The sequence below is a fragment of the Nocardia sp. NPDC041819 genome, assembly GCF_055590505.1.
The window spans coordinates 360,974-377,519 of sequence record NZ_JBVJAP010000005.1; the positions used below are offsets into that span (position 1 = coordinate 360,974).

Annotated in this window: 11 protein-coding genes; 8 read left to right on the top strand and 3 right to left on the bottom strand. The window is 65.7% G+C overall.

All coding sequences use genetic code 11. The features are described 5' to 3' along the window. Window positions 1-107: 107 nt before the first annotated feature. From ACZ6DL_RS18675 to ACZ6DL_RS18695, 5 genes are all read left to right on the top strand, one after another. A complete protein-coding gene (locus ACZ6DL_RS18675) occupies window positions 108-725 on the top strand; it encodes a TetR family transcriptional regulator (RefSeq protein ID WP_466052590.1) in 618 nt (205 codons plus the stop codon). Window positions 726-991: 266 nt separating this feature from the next. Continuing rightward, window positions 992-1,495: a hypothetical protein gene (locus tag ACZ6DL_RS18680; protein WP_466052592.1), complete on the top strand. Its 504-nt coding sequence runs from the start codon at window positions 992-994 to the stop codon at window positions 1,493-1,495. Then, the gene (locus ACZ6DL_RS18685; RefSeq protein ID WP_466052594.1) at window positions 1,496-3,115 is read left to right on the top strand and encodes a M48 family metalloprotease; all 1,620 of its coding nucleotides are present in this window, start codon (window positions 1,496-1,498) and stop codon (window positions 3,113-3,115) included. Further along, a complete protein-coding gene (locus tag ACZ6DL_RS18690; RefSeq protein WP_466052596.1) occupies window positions 3,067-3,927 on the top strand; it encodes a hypothetical protein in 861 nt (286 codons plus the stop codon). The genes ACZ6DL_RS18685 and ACZ6DL_RS18690 overlap by 49 nt, the downstream gene beginning before the upstream one ends. A gap of 304 nt (window positions 3,928-4,231) precedes the next feature. Continuing rightward, window positions 4,232-4,399, top strand: a complete 168-nt coding sequence (locus ACZ6DL_RS18695) for a DUF4265 domain-containing protein (protein WP_466052700.1) — start codon at window positions 4,232-4,234, stop codon at window positions 4,397-4,399. Here ACZ6DL_RS18695 and ACZ6DL_RS18700 read toward each other — a convergent pair. The 3 genes from ACZ6DL_RS18700 to ACZ6DL_RS18710 all read right to left on the bottom strand — a co-directional run bounded on the left by ACZ6DL_RS18700 (window position 4,388) and on the right by ACZ6DL_RS18710 (window position 10,707). Then, window positions 4,388-5,017, bottom strand: a complete 630-nt coding sequence (locus ACZ6DL_RS18700; protein ID WP_466052702.1) for a DUF2199 domain-containing protein — start codon at window positions 5,015-5,017, stop codon at window positions 4,388-4,390. The genes ACZ6DL_RS18695 and ACZ6DL_RS18700 overlap by 12 nt on opposite strands. Next, on the bottom strand, window positions 4,954-8,181 hold the full coding sequence (locus ACZ6DL_RS18705; RefSeq protein WP_466052597.1) for a protein kinase domain-containing protein: 3,228 nt from the start codon (window positions 8,179-8,181) through the stop codon (window positions 4,954-4,956). Before ACZ6DL_RS18705 ends, ACZ6DL_RS18700 begins: the two co-directional genes overlap by 64 nt. A gap of 195 nt (window positions 8,182-8,376) precedes the next feature. Beyond that, the gene (locus tag ACZ6DL_RS18710; RefSeq protein ID WP_466052599.1) at window positions 8,377-10,707 is read right to left on the bottom strand and encodes a transketolase-like TK C-terminal-containing protein; all 2,331 of its coding nucleotides are present in this window, start codon (window positions 10,705-10,707) and stop codon (window positions 8,377-8,379) included. Window positions 10,708-10,978: 271 nt separating this feature from the next. On the opposite strand from ACZ6DL_RS18710, the gene ACZ6DL_RS18715 reads away from it, so the two are divergent. From ACZ6DL_RS18715 to ACZ6DL_RS18725, 3 genes are all read left to right on the top strand, one after another. Further along, on the top strand, window positions 10,979-11,488 hold the full coding sequence (locus ACZ6DL_RS18715; protein WP_357474400.1) for an Lrp/AsnC family transcriptional regulator: 510 nt from the start codon (window positions 10,979-10,981) through the stop codon (window positions 11,486-11,488). A 992-nt stretch (window positions 11,489-12,480) separates the two neighbouring features. Further along, the gene (locus ACZ6DL_RS18720; protein ID WP_466052601.1) at window positions 12,481-13,827 is read left to right on the top strand and encodes an amidohydrolase family protein; all 1,347 of its coding nucleotides are present in this window, start codon (window positions 12,481-12,483) and stop codon (window positions 13,825-13,827) included. After that, a complete protein-coding gene (locus tag ACZ6DL_RS18725; RefSeq protein WP_466052603.1) occupies window positions 13,824-15,989 on the top strand; it encodes a bifunctional 3-(3-hydroxy-phenyl)propionate/3-hydroxycinnamic acid hydroxylase in 2,166 nt (721 codons plus the stop codon). Before ACZ6DL_RS18720 ends, ACZ6DL_RS18725 begins: the two co-directional genes overlap by 4 nt. The last annotated feature ends 557 nt before the right edge of the window (window positions 15,990-16,546 follow it).

Genomic DNA, 16,546 nt, shown 5'->3' on the forward strand with positions numbered 1-16,546 from the left:
ATATTTGCGTATCTGTATGGTCAGGTTTCGCGGGAACATCCTGGGGCCGTGACCGGTCGGCGCGCGCTATGGTCAGCCGAGATGTTGAGCCACGACGGAGGGGCACGATGCGCACACATGGCTGGTCGGGAACCACCCCGGCCGACGATGGTGAAGCAGTCGACCGCATCCTGGCCGCCGCGCGCGCCGCGATCGAGCGCAGCGGCGCAGAGTTCACGATGGCCGAGATCGCCCGGGATCTCGGCGTGACCCGCCAGACCGTCTACCGGTACTTCGCCAACGCCGACGCGCTGCTGGCCGCCACGGCACTCGCCGAAACGGGGAAGTTCCTCGACATCCTCGCCGCCCATCTGCAGCACATCACCGACCCCGCCGAAGCCGTGGTCGAAGGCATCGCCTACACCCTCGAAAAGCTGCCTCAGGACCGCTACCTCGGGTTCCTGCTCACGCCCGGCCGCGCCGGAACCTTCTCCGCCGGCGTCACCTCCGACACCGCACTGGCCTTCGGCCGCGCCGTCCTCGAACACATGGCCGTAGACTGGAATCGGGCAGGCATCACCGGTACCCGGCTGGATGAACTCGTCGAGCACATGCTGCGCATCGTCCAGTCCTTCGTCATCGACCCCGGCCGGCCACCACGCTCCGGCGTCACGCTGCGCAACTACCTCACCACCTGGATCGCCCCCGCCCTCATCGGCACCCCGACCAATACCACCCCCGCGTAGCGCTGCACTCCGTAAGCCCTTCCACGGAAACGACATACACCGTTCCCCGTCCATCGACGCTGCGCTGCGCGGCCGAAATGCAGCTCTTCGGCAATCGTGACGAACGAAACCCCAACTCGTCCGGACGGCAACCCGAACGACCGCGACGCGGCGAACTCCTTGCTCCGGCCGCTCCGCCCGCAGAACCCCCGACGGCATGGCAGAGACAGCCCAGTTGTGGCACGCTGTTGGTCTGACTCGATTGTCTTCGCCCAGGGGGAATTTCGGTGAACGAGCCGTCACAGACGCAGGCCGTCTTACTGGACCCGTGGGAGGTGCCGTCGGCACGCGCGTTGGCAGCGGCCCACGGCGTCGAGGTGCAGGAGTTCCCCCGCCGCGGAATCGAGCCGGTCACGACCGTGACCCTGCTGCTGATCGGTGCGGCGGCCGCCGTCGGCGCGGTAATGCACATCTTGGAGCAGCGCAAAGGCGGTCAGGTGATCGACCTGCGGCCGGGCGCACCGAAGGCGTTCTACCGCACCCCGGATGTCGTGTACGGCACCGTCGTGATCGTCACCGTCGACGGCAAGGTGACCGTGGAGGTCAGGGAGCCGGAGGGCATGTTCGGCAAAGTGGTATCCACCCTGCCGCAGTTGCTTTCCAGCGGCGGCAGCGCGGAGGAGGTCACTCGAACGGTGACCGAGAGGTTCGGCGCGGACATCGCGATAGAGACGGCGGACATCGCGGTCGAGACGATTGACGGCGATCCGGCTCCCGAGGGCGGCGCGTAGGTGCACGGTGACGCCCAGCAAGCAGCACAACGGTATTACGAGCAGCTGCGAGCGGCACTGGAGGAGCCCGAGCCCGGCGATCTCGCCGGCGCCGACCTGGCCGAATTCGAGGCCAGGGCTACGGAACTCCTCGAACGGATCCTGCGGGACTACGCGGCTCCCGAGGTCACCCCGGAGCTACGGGCGCAGGCGGAGCGGGTGGTCGCCCAGTTCATGCGCGGTCGCGCAGGCCGCCACGAGATCAAAATCGAGCAGCTGAGCAGAATCCAGGACAGGATCGAAGCGGCCATTCCGACCATGTTCCCGGACGGCTTACCCCGGGTCGGCGGGCGCCCGTTGGTGCGTCCGCTGCGAACCGGACAGCTCAATGCCGTGTGCACGCTGACACCGGGACGCTCGGATGCCTACCTGGTGCTCGTCGAGGACCAGATGGAGGAGTTCTGGCACAAGCTGAGCGCGGCAGTCGCCTGGGCGATCCCACGCGGCCCTGTGCACGACGGACATCTGCACGACTATCAGCTCGGCGTGTCCGGCGTGACCGAGCGGATCGAGTCCGATCCGGATGTCCTCGCTCGTTTCGTCGACGCCGTGACCGGTTACGCCGTGACCGGCCGGTTCGATCGGACCGAGTCCTATCCCATGCTGCCTCCGGGCTACCTCAGCTTCGCGAACATGTTGGGACAATCCCTGGAAAACTTCGTGATCGGTCACGAATACGGGCACATCCTGCTCGGCCATCTACACAAGACGGCGCCGAGCCGAGGTGTCCTGCCGATCGACGACGTCAGCACGCTGACCTACTCGTGGAAGCAGGAGCTCGAAGCCGACTTCATCGGCATGGGCCTGGCGATCAACTGCACCGACGCATATCCGGTCGAGTTGAGTTTTCTGGGCATCAGCCTGTTCTTCGACGCCCTGGACGTCATGGATCGAGCGGTGTCCCTGCTGGAAACCGGCGACGAGAACGTCCGCCAACTGGGCTCGCACCCACCGTCATATCTGCGCAGGCGACGAATGCGGGAGTCGCTCGAGCAGCTGGCTCGCGTCGACGGCACGGACGAGCGGGAGAAGGCCGAACGGTTCCGGGCGGCGCTGAAGAACGCCGAGATTCAGGCGGACGTCGTGCGTCTGCTGTGGGAACGCACGCGACCGCGCCTGCTGGACCTGCGCGAGCGTGGCGTGCGACCGGCGCGTAGCTGGCGAACCATCCCGAAAGAAGCGCCTACGCCCGACCCCCCCCCCCCCCCCCCCCCCCACTCGATCCGGGGTCGCTACACCCCGACGAAGCCGCGTCGCACTACTACCGGAATCTGCTGGCGCGGACCGATGCCCTGCTCGGCGCCCGCGCTCGGGTCGACCCAGCTGCCCTGGGAACCGAACTCGATCGCTTCCTCCGCGTCGAGCGAGCCGACGATCCACGAGCGGCGACGGTGCATCTGGGTCGCGATCCGCGGGACGTGGGCGACCTGTTCGCCGAGGTGCTGGGCTGGACCGAGAGTGCGTTGCAGGCCGAGGTGGCCGAATTCCCCCGCCCGCTCGTCGGCCACCTCCGGACGGGTCGGCTCGACGCGGTGCTCGCACCCGTGCCGGGCCATTGGGACGCTCGGGGCACCTGCCTGATGCTCATCGAAGACGAGCTGTCGCTGTTCGCGTTCAAGTTCGGTGAAGCAGTCCTGTCGGTCCTGCCGCAGCGGCGCACCGATACGAGCGGTAGAACCAGCTTCTCCTTCGACGAGTCCGCCGCGGCCGAGCGATTGGATGCCGAGCCGATGCTCGCCGCGCGCTTCGCCGAAATCGTCAGCGTTTACGCCATGACCGGCAGCGTCGTCGGCCATGCGCTCGGCGGGCTGCCGGGTGGTCAGCTCGACTTCGCCGCGGACCTGCGTGATTTCCTCCTTCGTTTCGTCCTGGGGCGGGCGTACGCACACCTTTTGGTGCACGCCAATGAAGCGACGCCGCGCGCGGAAATGCTGCCGGTCCCCGATGTCGAATCACTCACCCACTCCTGGCAACAGGAATTCCTGGCCGACGAGATCAGCTTGGGCATTCTCGCGACGGCCGGTTTCGGCGACGCCGACAACATCGACTTGGTAGGCGCCTTCCTGGGCATCGGCTTGTACTTCGATGTGGTGGACGTGATGGATCGCGCGTTGTCGCTGCTGGAGACCGGCGAGGAGCAGGCTCGTCAACTCGGTTCCCATCCGCCCTCGGACGCGCGAAAGCGACGGCTGAGTGAGCTTCTGGTGACGAGCGCCGAATCGACACGCCCGGTGACCGGAGCAGCCGAGGCGCAAGGCAGGATCATCCGCCTGTTGTGGGACCGTGCCCGGCCGCGCCTGCTGGAACTGCACCGGCAGGGCGCACGTCCAGCGCCCATGTGGCGGACGATCCCGAAGGAGACGAATGCGGCCGACGCCGCACGCGACCGGTAGCGACATGACCGACTCTCGGCCGACTTCGACAACCTCGGGACCCGGCGTTCTGATGGCGTTCAAGGACCCGGTAGACCGTTGCCCGACTGACGAGCACAAATCTGCCAGATAGACCCTCCCCTCAGCGGACACCCTTGATGAGACGGCCTCTCGCCTGGTCGGCGCATTGGTCCGGCACCGAAGTCCCATCGACTGTCGCGGTGCGGATGATGGTTCGGTGACCGATCTCAGACCTGACCACGTGAAGGTCCACTTTCGCATGGACATCGACGAACAGGGCTGGCCGCCGACAAGCGTCGAGACCATGGGGGCGGTAGACCTCGGTGACGGCACGGTTCGATTGGACAACACACCCTGGTTTGTTCGCGGAGTCGCCTGCGAAGACATCATCGCGGCGCAGCCGGACGACGACGGCCCCTTGGGGGGGCCGGGGAGGTGGTCCAGCCGTCGCAGAACTGCATCATCCGCTTGATCGTGCTCGAGGACGACGGCTCGGCCGCCGCTCGGCAGAGCGTGTTGGATGTTGGGCGTGTAGGAGTTGCTCAGCAAACCACTGAACTCGGGCCATGGTGATCCCCGCTCTCTGTTCAACGGCGAGCGGATGATCGGTGGGCTCCAACTCCACCAGTGGGCGGTCGCCGAGGGGCTGAGTGTGCAGCTTGGTCTCGAGGTTCACCGTGGTCGACTCATACACGGGAAGCGCTGTGGACAACCACCCGAAACATGGCGGCTCCTCGACCCTCTCGGGGTTGTCCCCCAACGCTGACATGCGGTGGAAGCCGGCCTCGCTCAGCGATACCCAGACACCCCAGTCGAACTCGGCATCAGTATCTGTGATCGGAAGCACCAGACGCGCCCGCACGAAGAAGTGCTCCCCGGCGATCACGCATTGTTCTTCCCCCAGCACGCTGCCCTGCTGATCCGCGAAGTCGGCGTCCCAGTAGACGGGCGCGAGCGTGCCATAGCCGAGGGGAGGCCCGTCGAGCCCTTCGTCCTCGTAGCGGCGCTTCCATCGGTAGAAGATGTTCAGGAACGCTCGCGCTGGGCCTTGTCCGCGATCCAGGCCGCAATTTGCGCGCGGGAGGTGAATCCGAGTTTGGTCAGGATATGTTCGACATGCCCGTCCGCGGTGCGCTGCGAGATCACCAGTTTCGCGGCGATCTGCTTGTTGGTGAGTCCCTGGGCAATAAGGTCCGCGACCTGCCGTTCGCGCTTGGTCAATGTCAGTTGCGAAGCGAGCGCGGTGGCGGGCGGCGCCTCACCCAGTGCGTAGGTCACTGCGGCGTTGTGTTCCATGGCCTGGCCGCGCCGGAAGGCCGTATCGAATCGTCGTTCGCCGAGCGTGCGACGCACCGTGCGCTCGCATTCGTCGTGAACGTGGGTCGCCCCCGGGAAGACAGCGAACCCAGACGCGGCGGACCGCAGAAGATTCTCCGCGGCACCCATCAGCACGGCCGCGCGCTCACCGTCCTCATCGGCGACGGTCCAGGCCAGTCCCTCGAGATCGAGCGCCGCTACGACGGGGCTGCGCATGCGCTGGTTGACTCGCAGCGATTCCTGCAGCAACTGCTGCGCGTGAGACCCCTCGCCTTGCAGCCATGTTGCAAGGCCCAACCCCCACAGCGCACTCGACCGATAAAGTGATTCACCGCATTCTTCGGTAATAGACAGCATTTGCTCGTGACATTCGATTGCCCGCGGTATATCGCCCTGCGCTGTGTAGGCCCAGCCGAGCAGCATCAACGCTGAAATGTATAGGTACCCTCGCTTATTCGAGCTGAACGCCGCCACGGCACGCTCGAAGAAGGAGACTGCGCGAGCGGGGTCGTCTCGATAAAGCGCCAGCATGCCGTCGGCGTAGGCGATCAGCGCCTGGTTCGTGGGAGTGGGATCCTGTTCGGCGAGGGCGCGCGCCTGCTCCAGTAATGACGCTGCCGATCGAAGGTCCCGCTGCGCCGTGGCCATGATAATGCTGGCTTCAAGCGCCTTGACACGGTCGGATATCGAGCCCGCGTCCGGGCTGGCCAGGGCGCGGTCGAGCCACCGTCGACCTTCACCGTACCGACCCCGAAAGCTCCAGAACCCGAATAGCGCATTGGCGGTGCGCAGCCCGGCAGCGGCCGAGTCCGCACTGTCCTCGGAGAGGGAGAACTCGAGGGCAGCCCGCAGATTCGGCTGCTCGCGATCAAGGCGAGCCAGCCAGTCGGGCTGGCGGTCACTGAACCAGCCCGCCACCGAATCCAGCACCAACCGCTGGCACCAGTCGCGGTGTCGTCGACGCAGCTCCCGGTCTTCGCGGGACTCTCGCAACTGCTCGCGCCCGTAGTCGCGCATGGTCTCGAGCATCCGGAAACGCACGACGCCATCCACTTCGTCGCGGTTCACAATCGATTTGTCGACCAGGGAGGACAAGGCATCCAGCAGATTCTCCGGCGCGAGGTCGGCGCCGCACACCTGTTCGGCGGCATCGAGTTCGAAACCGCCGGCGAACACCGACGACCGGGCCCACAACCGCTGCTCGACCGGCGTGCACAACTGGTAGCTCCAGTCGATGCACCACCGCAGCGTCCGCTGCCGCCTCGGCGCGGTGCGGCTACCGCGGGTGAGCAGCGCGTACCGGTCGGTCAGCCGCTGCAGGATCTGCTCGGGCGACATCGCGCGCATCCGAGCCGCGGCGAGTTCGATCGCCAGCGGCAACCCGTCCAACCGCGAACAGATCCCGACCACCGCGGCCTTGTTGTCGTCGGTAACCGCGAAACCGGGCACCACCGCCGCAGCGCGATCGGCGAACAAACTCACCGCATCGTATTTGGGCAGTCCGCGCAGCGTCGGCTCGACATCGGGGCTGGGAACGGCCAGCGGCCGCACCCGCAGCACCGATTCGCCGGCAACGTCCAACGGCTCGCGGCTGGTGACCAGAATCCGCACGCCCGGACACGCTAGCAACAATTCCGCGACCAGCTCCGCCAACGCCTGGACAACCTGCTCGCCATTGTCCAGAACAAGCAGCGTCTCCCGGGAACGCAGGAACTCGACCAGCACCTGCCGCATCGGCTGAGCCGAATCGTCTCTCATCCCCATACCGGCCGCCACGACATCGACCAGCAACACCGGGTCCCGCACGTCGGCGAGATCGATCATCCACACTCCGTCGGCGACATCGCGTCGAGCATTCGACGCCGCCCGCAGCGCCAGCCGGGTCTTGCCGACCCCACCGATCCCCGCCAACGTCACCAACCGCGACACCGACAGTAGGTTCTTGATCTCCGCCGTCTCCGTGCGACGGTCGATGAAACTGGTCAACTCGAGCGGCAGCTCACCAGTGCTGCGGCGGCCCTCTTCGATCGGCCACGGGGCCGATTCCGGCATCGACGGCGTATGGTCCCACATCCCTTGGGCTGCAAACGGTTTCCCGTGCAGGGCCATCTCGCCCACCGGGTATCCGTGGTGGCGCTGTACCTGCCGGATCGCCTCGCCGATCTCCGCCGCCGACGGCCGCTGCCGCAAATCCCGGTTCATCGCCGATTCCACCACCGCCGCCACGTCATCGGGAATACCGCCCTCGCGCAGGTCTGGCACCGGCTGGCTGGTGATCCGCAAGAACTGCGCCACCACCTGCTCACCACTACGCCGTTCATACGCGGCATGCCCGGTCAGCGCGCAGAACAAGGTCGCACCCAGACCGTAGACATCCGCCGCCGCAGTCGGCGTCTCGCCACCGAGCACCTCCGGTGCGGTGAACGCCGGAGAAGCGGTCAAGATACCCGTGGCCGTCTCGAACCCGCCGACAATGCGGGCGATACCGAAATCGGTCAACGCCGGCTCCCCGTAATCGGTCAGCAGGATATTGCCCGGCTTCACATCCCGATGCAAGATCCCGAGCCGATGAGCGCTCTCGAGCGCACCCGCGATCTTCACCCCGATCCACAACACGGTCTGCACCGGCAGCGGACCCTGCCGACGAACCCACGCATCCATCGAATCCAACGGGTGATACGGCATCACCAGATAAGGCCGCCCGCTCGCGGTGACACCCACTTGGAGCACCGTGACGATGTTCGGATGCCCGGTCAACCGACCCATCGCCTTCTGCTCGCGTAGAAACCGCGTCTGGTTGTCTTCGTCCAGCTCGGCGGTCAGCACCTTCACCGCAACCGTGCGGTCCAAGGCCACCTGCGTGCACCGATAGACCACACCGAAACCACCACGGCCGATCTCTTCGGCGTCCTCGAATCCGGATGCGCTCAACTCCACCGAGACGGGCATAATCACGTCACGTTGGGTCCGCGGTGGATCATCGCCGACCATCAGCGGTGGGCAGTCCACTCCATACGTGCACGAACATCGGGCACCATGCGCTTACCTTTCGACAACGCCCAGCGTATCGCCGACCACAGCGCACGGGCCACCCTTGTCGGCTTTCAGCCGAGAGCGCCCTCGCGACACCTGTCAAAGTAGATCGAGAGCGGCGCGCACAATGCTGTCGGAGTCGATGCCGTGATAGCGGTAGACATCGTCGAGGGAGCCGACCTGCCCGAACCGTGAGACACCCAATGCGGTGTGGCGCACCCGATTGATCCCGGCCAGGAAAGCCAGCGTGTGTGGGTGGCCGTCGAGGACCGTGAGCAGCGGGGTGGCGCGATCGGAAGGGAAGAGCTGATCGAGAATCCAGGTCTCGCCGGTGCCTCGGCCTCGGCGTGCCTGGATTGCTTGGAACAGCAGGCCGGGGCTGGTGATGCAGAGGACGTCGGCGGGGACACCTGTGTGCGTGAGACGTGCTGCGGCGGTGAGGGCCTCGGTCATCATCGCGCCCATTGCCGCGATGGTCACCTTCGCGTCGTCGTGCCGGACCAGTGGGTAGCCACCGGCGACGACCTGTCGGCGGCGGCGCTCGCGTGCGGCGGGGTCCGATGGGACTGCTGCCAGCGTCTGGTCGACGGGCCGGGTCGACAGGCGCAGGTAGGCCGAGGAGCCGTCCGCCCGCCCGAGGCGGGACAGACAAGCGAGCAACGTCCACTCGACGTCGATGGAGAATGCGGGTTCGTAGCTGACACAGCCCGGTTGTTCGAGGCCGATCGAGGGTGTCTTGATGGATTGGTGTGCTCCGCCCTCGGCAGCCAGGGTGACGCCGGACGGAGTGCCGACAAGTATGGATTGGCCGCCGGCGTAGATGCCATACGACCAGGGTTCGAGGGCGCGTTCGACGAAAGGATCGTAGAGAACTCCAATGGGGAGCAGCGGCTGTCCCCATCGACTCCAGGTTGCGCCGAGTTCGCCGATCAGGCCGACGAGGTTCGTTTCCGCGATGCCCAGTTCCATGTGCTGGCCGGTGGGCTTTTCACGCCAATGCAGGATTGTCTCGGCGTCGTCGGCGAACCAGTTGTGTCGTTCTGCCGACGCCCACACCCCCACCTTGTTCACCCACCCGGCGAGGTTGGTCGTCGAACTCACGTCCGGACTCACTGTGACAACACGTTTCGCCGCGTCGGGCGCCGCCCGGGTCAAGTCGAGCAACACCCGCCCGAGCGCTGATTGCGTAGTCGCGGTGCTCTTGGGAGTGCGGCCGAAATCGGACGGAATCGTCGCGGGTCGGGCAGTGCAGATCGGGTCGCGACGCAGCCGTTCCGCGACCATGGCGCAGACGCGTCCGGGTGCGGTGCCGACGTCGAATCGCTCCCAGGGCGAATGGGGGTCCATGCCCAATTCGCTTGCCAGCTGGGCGTACTCGTCGACGCTCAGTAGTGACGAGTGGTTTTGGGGGTGGCCCTGGATGGGCAGTCCGTAACCTTTGATGGTGTAGGCGAAGATGATGGTGGGCCGTGTGTCATCGATCTGCCGGTACGCCGCGGACAACGCCGCGAGGTCGTGGCCGCCGAGGTTGCGGATCGCCGCGGTCAACGTTGGATTGTCGATCCCTGCGATCAGCTGTGTGATTTCTGTGCTCCCGTTCCCGGTGCCGGGCAGTCGGGCGCGTAGTTCGTCGGCGTCGCAGCGCAGCAGCCGTTGGTACTCCGGGTTCGGCATATCCAGGATCCGGTCCCGGAGTTCGGCTCCGCCGGGCCGGGCGAACAGCGTCTCGAGTAGCTGCCCGAATTTCACGGTGATCACTTGCCAGCCCGCCGCGTCGAACATCTTCTCGAGCCTGCGTGCGGCGATGTTGGGTACCACACGATCGAGAGATTGCCGGTTGAGATCGACGATCCACACCACCTCGCCCAGATCGACGATGCCGGGATCGAGGATGGCTTCCCACACCGCGCCTTCGTCGAGTTCGGCGTCACCGACCAGGGAGTACTGGCGACCGGTGCCGGCGCCACCGCCGATGGTGTTGACATACCGGCGCGCCATCGCTCCCCAAATCGGAGCGGTTGCTCCGATTCCGACCGATCCGGTCGAGTAGTCGACGGGGTCGGGGTCTTTGGCCCGGCTCGGGTAGGACTGCAATCCACCGAACTCGCGCAATGCGGTCATGTACGACTCGTCGAGTTCGCCCAGCAGATAGTTGATGCTGTGCAGGACCGGGGACGCGTGGGGCTTGACCGACACGCGGTCACCTGCCCGGAGGTGCTCGAACCACAGTGCGGTCATGATCGACACCATCGACGCGCACGACGCCTGATGGCCCCCGACCTTGAGCCCACTCGGGTTGGGGCGTACCCGATTGGCGTGGTGGATCATCGCCGTGGACAGCCACAGCACTCGTTGCTGAATCGCCTCGAGTGCTTCGGGAGAGGGCCCACCGAAGCTCTGTGCTTCAGGATCGACGGCCAGGGCGTTCATCGGGACTTCTCCTCGCACCAAATTTGTTGCGGCCATGCGTATTCGAACTCTCGGTCGGGACACACAGTGACCGGATCCGGATTGCTCATGGACGTTGTGCGTCCGAATCGGGATTCAGCCGGGAATCGGGCGGATCGCCCTCCTATGACCGTCCTGTTGTGCAGAACTACCGCCAAGTGCAGCAACTCGGCGTCTTCTGCGCAATACTTGTGCCTTGAGTTGATCAGATTGCATCCGAGGGATCCGTTCCGACCAGACCGGGGTTATCACAATGCCAAGCACGCACACCGTCGACCAGATCGACGCGCGGATCCTGCTCGCGCTCGCCGACGCTCCGCGGGCGACCGTGCTGGCTCTTGCCGCCGAGACCGGACTGTCCCGAAACACTGTGCAGGCGCGCCTGAGCAAGCTCGACGCCGCCGGCTCGCTGCACTCGTTCGAGAGGCGCATCAATCCGCTGGCGCTGGGCTACCCACTGCAAGCATTTGTCCTCACCAATGTCACCCAGCGCAAACTCGCCGCTGTCGCGGCGGCACTCGCCGACATTCCGGAAGTCCTCGAAGTACACGGACTCAGCGGTGTCGCCGATCTGCTCATTCACGTGGCAGCCCGCGACGCGGATGACCTCTACCGGGTGGCTGGTCAGATCCTCGACATCAAAGGCGTTAAACGCACCAGTACCGCACTGGTTATGCGCGAACTGGTCGACTACCGCATCAATCCGTTGGTCGCCGCACTGGCCAGTGCCGCGCAAGACGAACGTCAACCCGATTCACGGTGAGACCACATCGAAGCCTGGGACAACCAGGCACGCCCGCAAGTGGTCGGCTCAGGTGAGGGAAGATCAGCGCGCACCAACAGTTGCGACTGGGCTCGGCAGAGGATGTCGACGTAAGCCTCAGACATGCGCCGGGTCGGGAGTACGCGCAGATTTCGCGGTAAATCGGCGGTGTCAACGACCGGGCGAAGCGACGATATTCCCCGTGCCGCGGGCAGCAGTGCCCGGCCCGCGGGAATGGGCCGGACACCCTGCGCGGTGCGATCGAGCAGCGTGACCTTCTGGCAGTTGCTGCTCGGGCGAGCGCTGTCGGGGCTGTCGGCCGGTATCTTCACCGGTACCGCGACCGCCCATGGCCGCTGCGATGCGTTTTCGCGGTACACCTGGCGATGACCGGGTTAGCTGTGCCGGCTATCAGGAATGCGGCCGAGACCGTTGTGGCACAGCCTCGGGCTCGGCTCGCGGTACAGCGATTCTCGATTCCGCCGGAGGCACGGCAGGTGTTCATTCGTGCGGCGACGGCGGCGTTCGCCGGGTTCTGCGTGATCGGTCTGTTCGCGTCGGTGGTGACGAGTTGGTGGTCTCCTCGACGTTCGCCGCCTCCGCGGCTGCCCAAGTCCTCACCAGGACGCTGCCCGTTCCCAACGCCATGATCCTCGGTTGTACAGCCCTGATACTCAGCGCCGCACTTGTCGGCGCGGCGCTCAGCGCCCGGTTGGTGCCGATCCTCATCGCGGCCGCGGTGATCGCCGGTGTCGGACAGGACACGACCTTGCGCAAGGGACTGGGCGCGGTAGTGGAAGCGGCTCCGCCATCGCAGCGCGGCGCCGAGGGCACAGCGCCGACTTCGACGCGCGCGGGCCTACACGATTGCCGCCGTCTGCGTTGCCGAGGTGCCGCCGGTATATTGACACCGAGCATAATAACGGCAACACTGTGTCCATTATGACAAAGGCGCTTTGCAACCCACCTTGTGTGTCCAATTGGAGGCGGTCATGAATTCCGACGGCCGCTTGCTGCTGCGCGGCGGAATCGTCCTCACGATGGACGAGGAGCTGGGTGATCACGAACGCGGCGATGTGCTCATCGAGGACGGCAGGATCGTCGAGGTGGGGCAGGATTTACAGGCCGACGCGCAGGTGCTCGACTGCGCGGGCAAGATCGTCCTTCCGGGGTTCGTGAACTCGCATCACCACATGTTCCAGACCGCCCTGCGCTCGTACTGGGCCGATGCCCTCGACATGGACTACTTCATGCAATCGCGGGCCGGAGCCGACGCGCTGTTCCACCAGTACACCCCTGAGGACGTCTACTGGGGACAATTCGGTGGGGCACTGGAGAACCTGGCCGCGGGAACCACGACCGTCGTCGACACATCGCAATGCTCGTATACCCCCGAGCACACCGACGCCGCGCTCGAAGGAATCCGCCGATCCGGGATCCGGTGCGTCTTCAGCTTCTCGCCGTCACTCGGCGATCACGAGCCGGACCCGTCGTATGCCCATCCGGATGACATCCGTCGCCTCATCGAAACGGCCGGTGAGGTGCACGAGGGAACACTCGTCCGCCTGGCTCTCGGCTATCACGTCGATGAGGACTTGTTCGAGCTTGCCCGAGACCTCGGTCTGCCGATGTTCGCGCATGTCAATGACACCAGCTGGGGTTATGTGCTCGAACAGTTCGAGAAGGAGGGACTGCTCGGTCCCTGGATCACCTACATCCACTGCCTCGGTATCGAGGACGCCGCATGGCGAGTCATCGAGCGGACCGGCGGCAAGGTGTCGGTCTCCACCAGCGCGGAGCAATCGCTCGCCATGGGCCAACCGGCGCTGCAAACGGCCCTCGAACATGGCATCCCAACAAGTTTCGGCACTGACACCGTCGGCATCGCACCCGTCGACTTCTTCTCCCAGATGCGCGCGGCCTACCACTGGCAGCGCAGCCGCATCCACGCAGCGATGCAGAGCAACTCACCCGAGATTCAGCCGGTCACGGTGCGGGACATACTCCGAATGGCAACAATCGGCGGAGCCCACGGGGCTCATCTCGACCATCTCGTCGGGTCCCTCACCCCGGGCAAACGGGCGGACGTCATCGCATTGAACGCACGCACACTCAATGCCGGACCGGTCAATCACGCGCCGGGCGCTGTCGTCCAGCATATGGACACCAGCAACGTCGATACCGTGATCGTGGACGGACGAATCGTCAAGCGCGAGGGCCGACTACTCGGCGTGGACGTCGAATCGGTACTGCAGCACCTCGAACGATCGGCGGCTGGCCTCGTGAGTCGTTCGCGAGCTACCGACATCCTTTTCACGGGATGCCGACACCTGTCATGAACACGTTCGACGTTGCCGTGATCGGCCTGGGTCCGGTCGGTGAGCTGGCGGCGCTGCTGCTGGCGCGTGCGGGGTTGACGGTACTGGTACTCGAGCGCGAGAGCGACGTATACCCCAACCCGCGCGTCGGCGTTCTCGATGGAGAAGCGCTGCGCACGCTGCAGAAAGCGGGAGTGTACGAGCGCGCCGTTCCCGACATGCTCCTCGGGGCCGGAGCCCAGTGGGTGTCGGCTCGCGGCAAGGTTGTCGCGACGACGCTGCCGACGGAGCACCTCCAGGGGCATCCGTGGATATCGGCGATCTACCAGCCGTTGCTGGATAAGCAACTTCGGGCGGCCCTCGCGGAGTACCCCGACGTCGACATCCGCCTGGGTCACCGGCTCACCGGGTTGACCCAGGACGACGAAGGCGTCGAACTCACGTTTCGTGATGTCGACGGCGGGACCGGTAACGCGCGCGCACGCTTCGTTGTCGGCTGCGATGGCGCGAACAGTGCGACCCGGGCAGCGATCGGCGTCGAGCTCGCCGGATCCGCATACACCGACACGTGGCTCATCGTCGACGCGAAGCTACCGGAGCCGGTCACACATCTCCCGTATTTTCAGATGACGCTGGACCCGGCGGCACCCCGCCTGACCGGCCGGCTCGCCGCCGGCGGGCACCGCTGGGAACGCAAGGTGATGCCGTGGGAGGACCAAGAGGAAATCCTGACACCACTAGCCGCGCGGCGAGTGATCGCTGAGGATGCGGACCCCGACACCGCGGAGATCCTGCGTCATCTCATCTACACCTTCCGAGCCAAGAGCGCCGAGCATTGGCGGGTCGGGAGGGTGTTGCTGTGCGGCGACGCCGCCCACCTGATGCCTCCCATGATCGGTCAGGGTCTGAACTCGGGAATCCGGGATGTCACCAACCTCAGCTGGAAAATCGCTGCCGTGGTGAACGCCGGTGCGCCACTGCGGATCCTCGACTCCTACGAGGCCGAGCGGCGTCCGCACGCCGACGCGATAACCAAGCTGTCGGTCCGGGTCGGCCATCTGGTCACCATGCGATCGCGCTGGGCTGCGGCGATTCGCGACGGGGTGGGCGAGACGCTCCTGCGTGTCCCGCCATTACGGGAACACGTTCGCCAAGGCCGCTGGCGCCCGCCGGCGCGGTACCGACGCGGCTTGCTTTTGGCACCACCATCGCTGCGCTCGCCGGTTGGCCGCTTATTTCCGCAGCCGATCGTGCGGACGTTCAGCGGCGCGGAGCACCGCCTCGATGACATCTCGGGCTCTGGCTGGCGCATCATCGGCTGGGACGCCGATCCACGCGAAGCGCTATCGAAACACGGCCGCCGCATCGCCGAAGACGTCTTGGGCGCGACGTATGTCACGCTGATCTCGCCGGGGCAGCGCCCCGTCCATCATGGTTCGCGGACCCAGATCCTCGAAGACCTTCATGAGCTGGCCCGTCCATACTTCAGGCGACAGCCATTCGTCGTACTTCGTCCCGACCACTATGTGTGCGCGAATCCCTCGTCAACTGAGCTCGACAGCACGCTGAGGAAGTTGATGCCGCAGGTATCAAATGAATCGGCTGCTCAGCAACGCACCGAGGCGGTAGAGCGAACCGGTGTCTGGAAACTCGATCCCGCAACCGCGGACATCAGGTTCTTCGCCCGCGGGCTCTGGGGGCTGCTTCCGGTACCCGGCCGCTTCAGTCGAGCATCCGGCTCGTTGACCTGGGGTAAGGATGGATCGGCCACGGTGCTGCTGGAACTTCACGCCGCTAGCATCGCGACCGGTCTCGGAATGCGAGACCGGCATCTGTGCGCGCCCGAGTTCCTGGACGTGCGAACCCACCCACTGATCTCGTTCCATGGCGACGCCGTCAGTCGCGGCCAAGGGCGACTCGCGGTAGTCGGCAAGCTGACCGTTCGCGGCACCACGACCGAAATGCACCTCGAGGTCGAGCTCGAACCGGACGGCCCCGAAATCGTTGCCGCGACTACCGCGCGGATCGACCTGTCCGCCTATGGCTTCGCGGCTCCACTCGACATGGTCCGCCCCAAGCTCGACCTCGAGATCCGAGGCCGTCTCATCCTCGCCCACCCGGGAACCGAGCGCACCAGCCTGCTTGCCCCTTCTGATCTCGCGCGCACGAACCGTGGCCGCTGACAGCGCAGCGCGTCTGCCGGAAGATCCGTCGCCGCGGTGAGCGGAAGCTCGAGGGAGACGAGTAAGTCCCGATACCGTTGGGCCAGTTGGGTCGCGGCGCGCTGCGGCTGTAGGCGACGATCTCGCGGTAGATATCGGGGCCGATTCGTCTGGTGTGCTGTACCCAGCCGCCGGGCACGACATTATGGGGCACAAGTGCTACGCCCAAGCCTTCCATCGCGAACAGCAGTGCGGCGGTCACCTGCCCGGTACGAGCCACCGCACGAGGGGTGAATCCGACGCTGGTGGCTACCCGGTCGGCGATCTCACTCATCCAACCCGCGTTCGGATTTCGGGCTGAACAGTCCGGCTGAGCATCGCCGACGCTCGCATTGAACGACGTTGGTTGAACGGCTGCCCTGGTGTCCCCCGGGCAGCCGTCAACCGGCGTTTTTGAACATGTACGCGGGATCCGGCCCGCTCGGCGTCGAAAACAGGCATTGGCACGGCATAACGGGATAGCGCTGGTCCACCCGATCATCGACAGCGACGGCCCGAGCCCAACCCCCTTCGATAGC

Bases quoted from the DNA above. Each gene is read 5' to 3' on its own strand.
- ACZ6DL_RS18675 (WP_466052590.1), top strand. From the start codon at position 108: ATGCGCACACATGGCTGGTCGGGAACCACCCCGGCCGACGATGGTGAA.
- ACZ6DL_RS18695 (WP_466052700.1), top strand. From the start codon at position 4,232: ATGGGGGCGGTAGACCTCGGTGACGGCACGGTTCGATTGGACAACACA.
- ACZ6DL_RS18710 (WP_466052599.1), bottom strand. From the start codon at position 10,707: ATGAACGCCCTGGCCGTCGATCCTGAAGCACAGAGCTTCGGTGGGCCC.
- ACZ6DL_RS18715 (WP_357474400.1), top strand. From the start codon at position 10,979: ATGCCAAGCACGCACACCGTCGACCAGATCGACGCGCGGATCCTGCTC.
- ACZ6DL_RS18720 (WP_466052601.1), top strand. From the start codon at position 12,481: ATGAATTCCGACGGCCGCTTGCTGCTGCGCGGCGGAATCGTCCTCACG.
- ACZ6DL_RS18725 (WP_466052603.1), top strand. From the start codon at position 13,824: ATGAACACGTTCGACGTTGCCGTGATCGGCCTGGGTCCGGTCGGTGAG.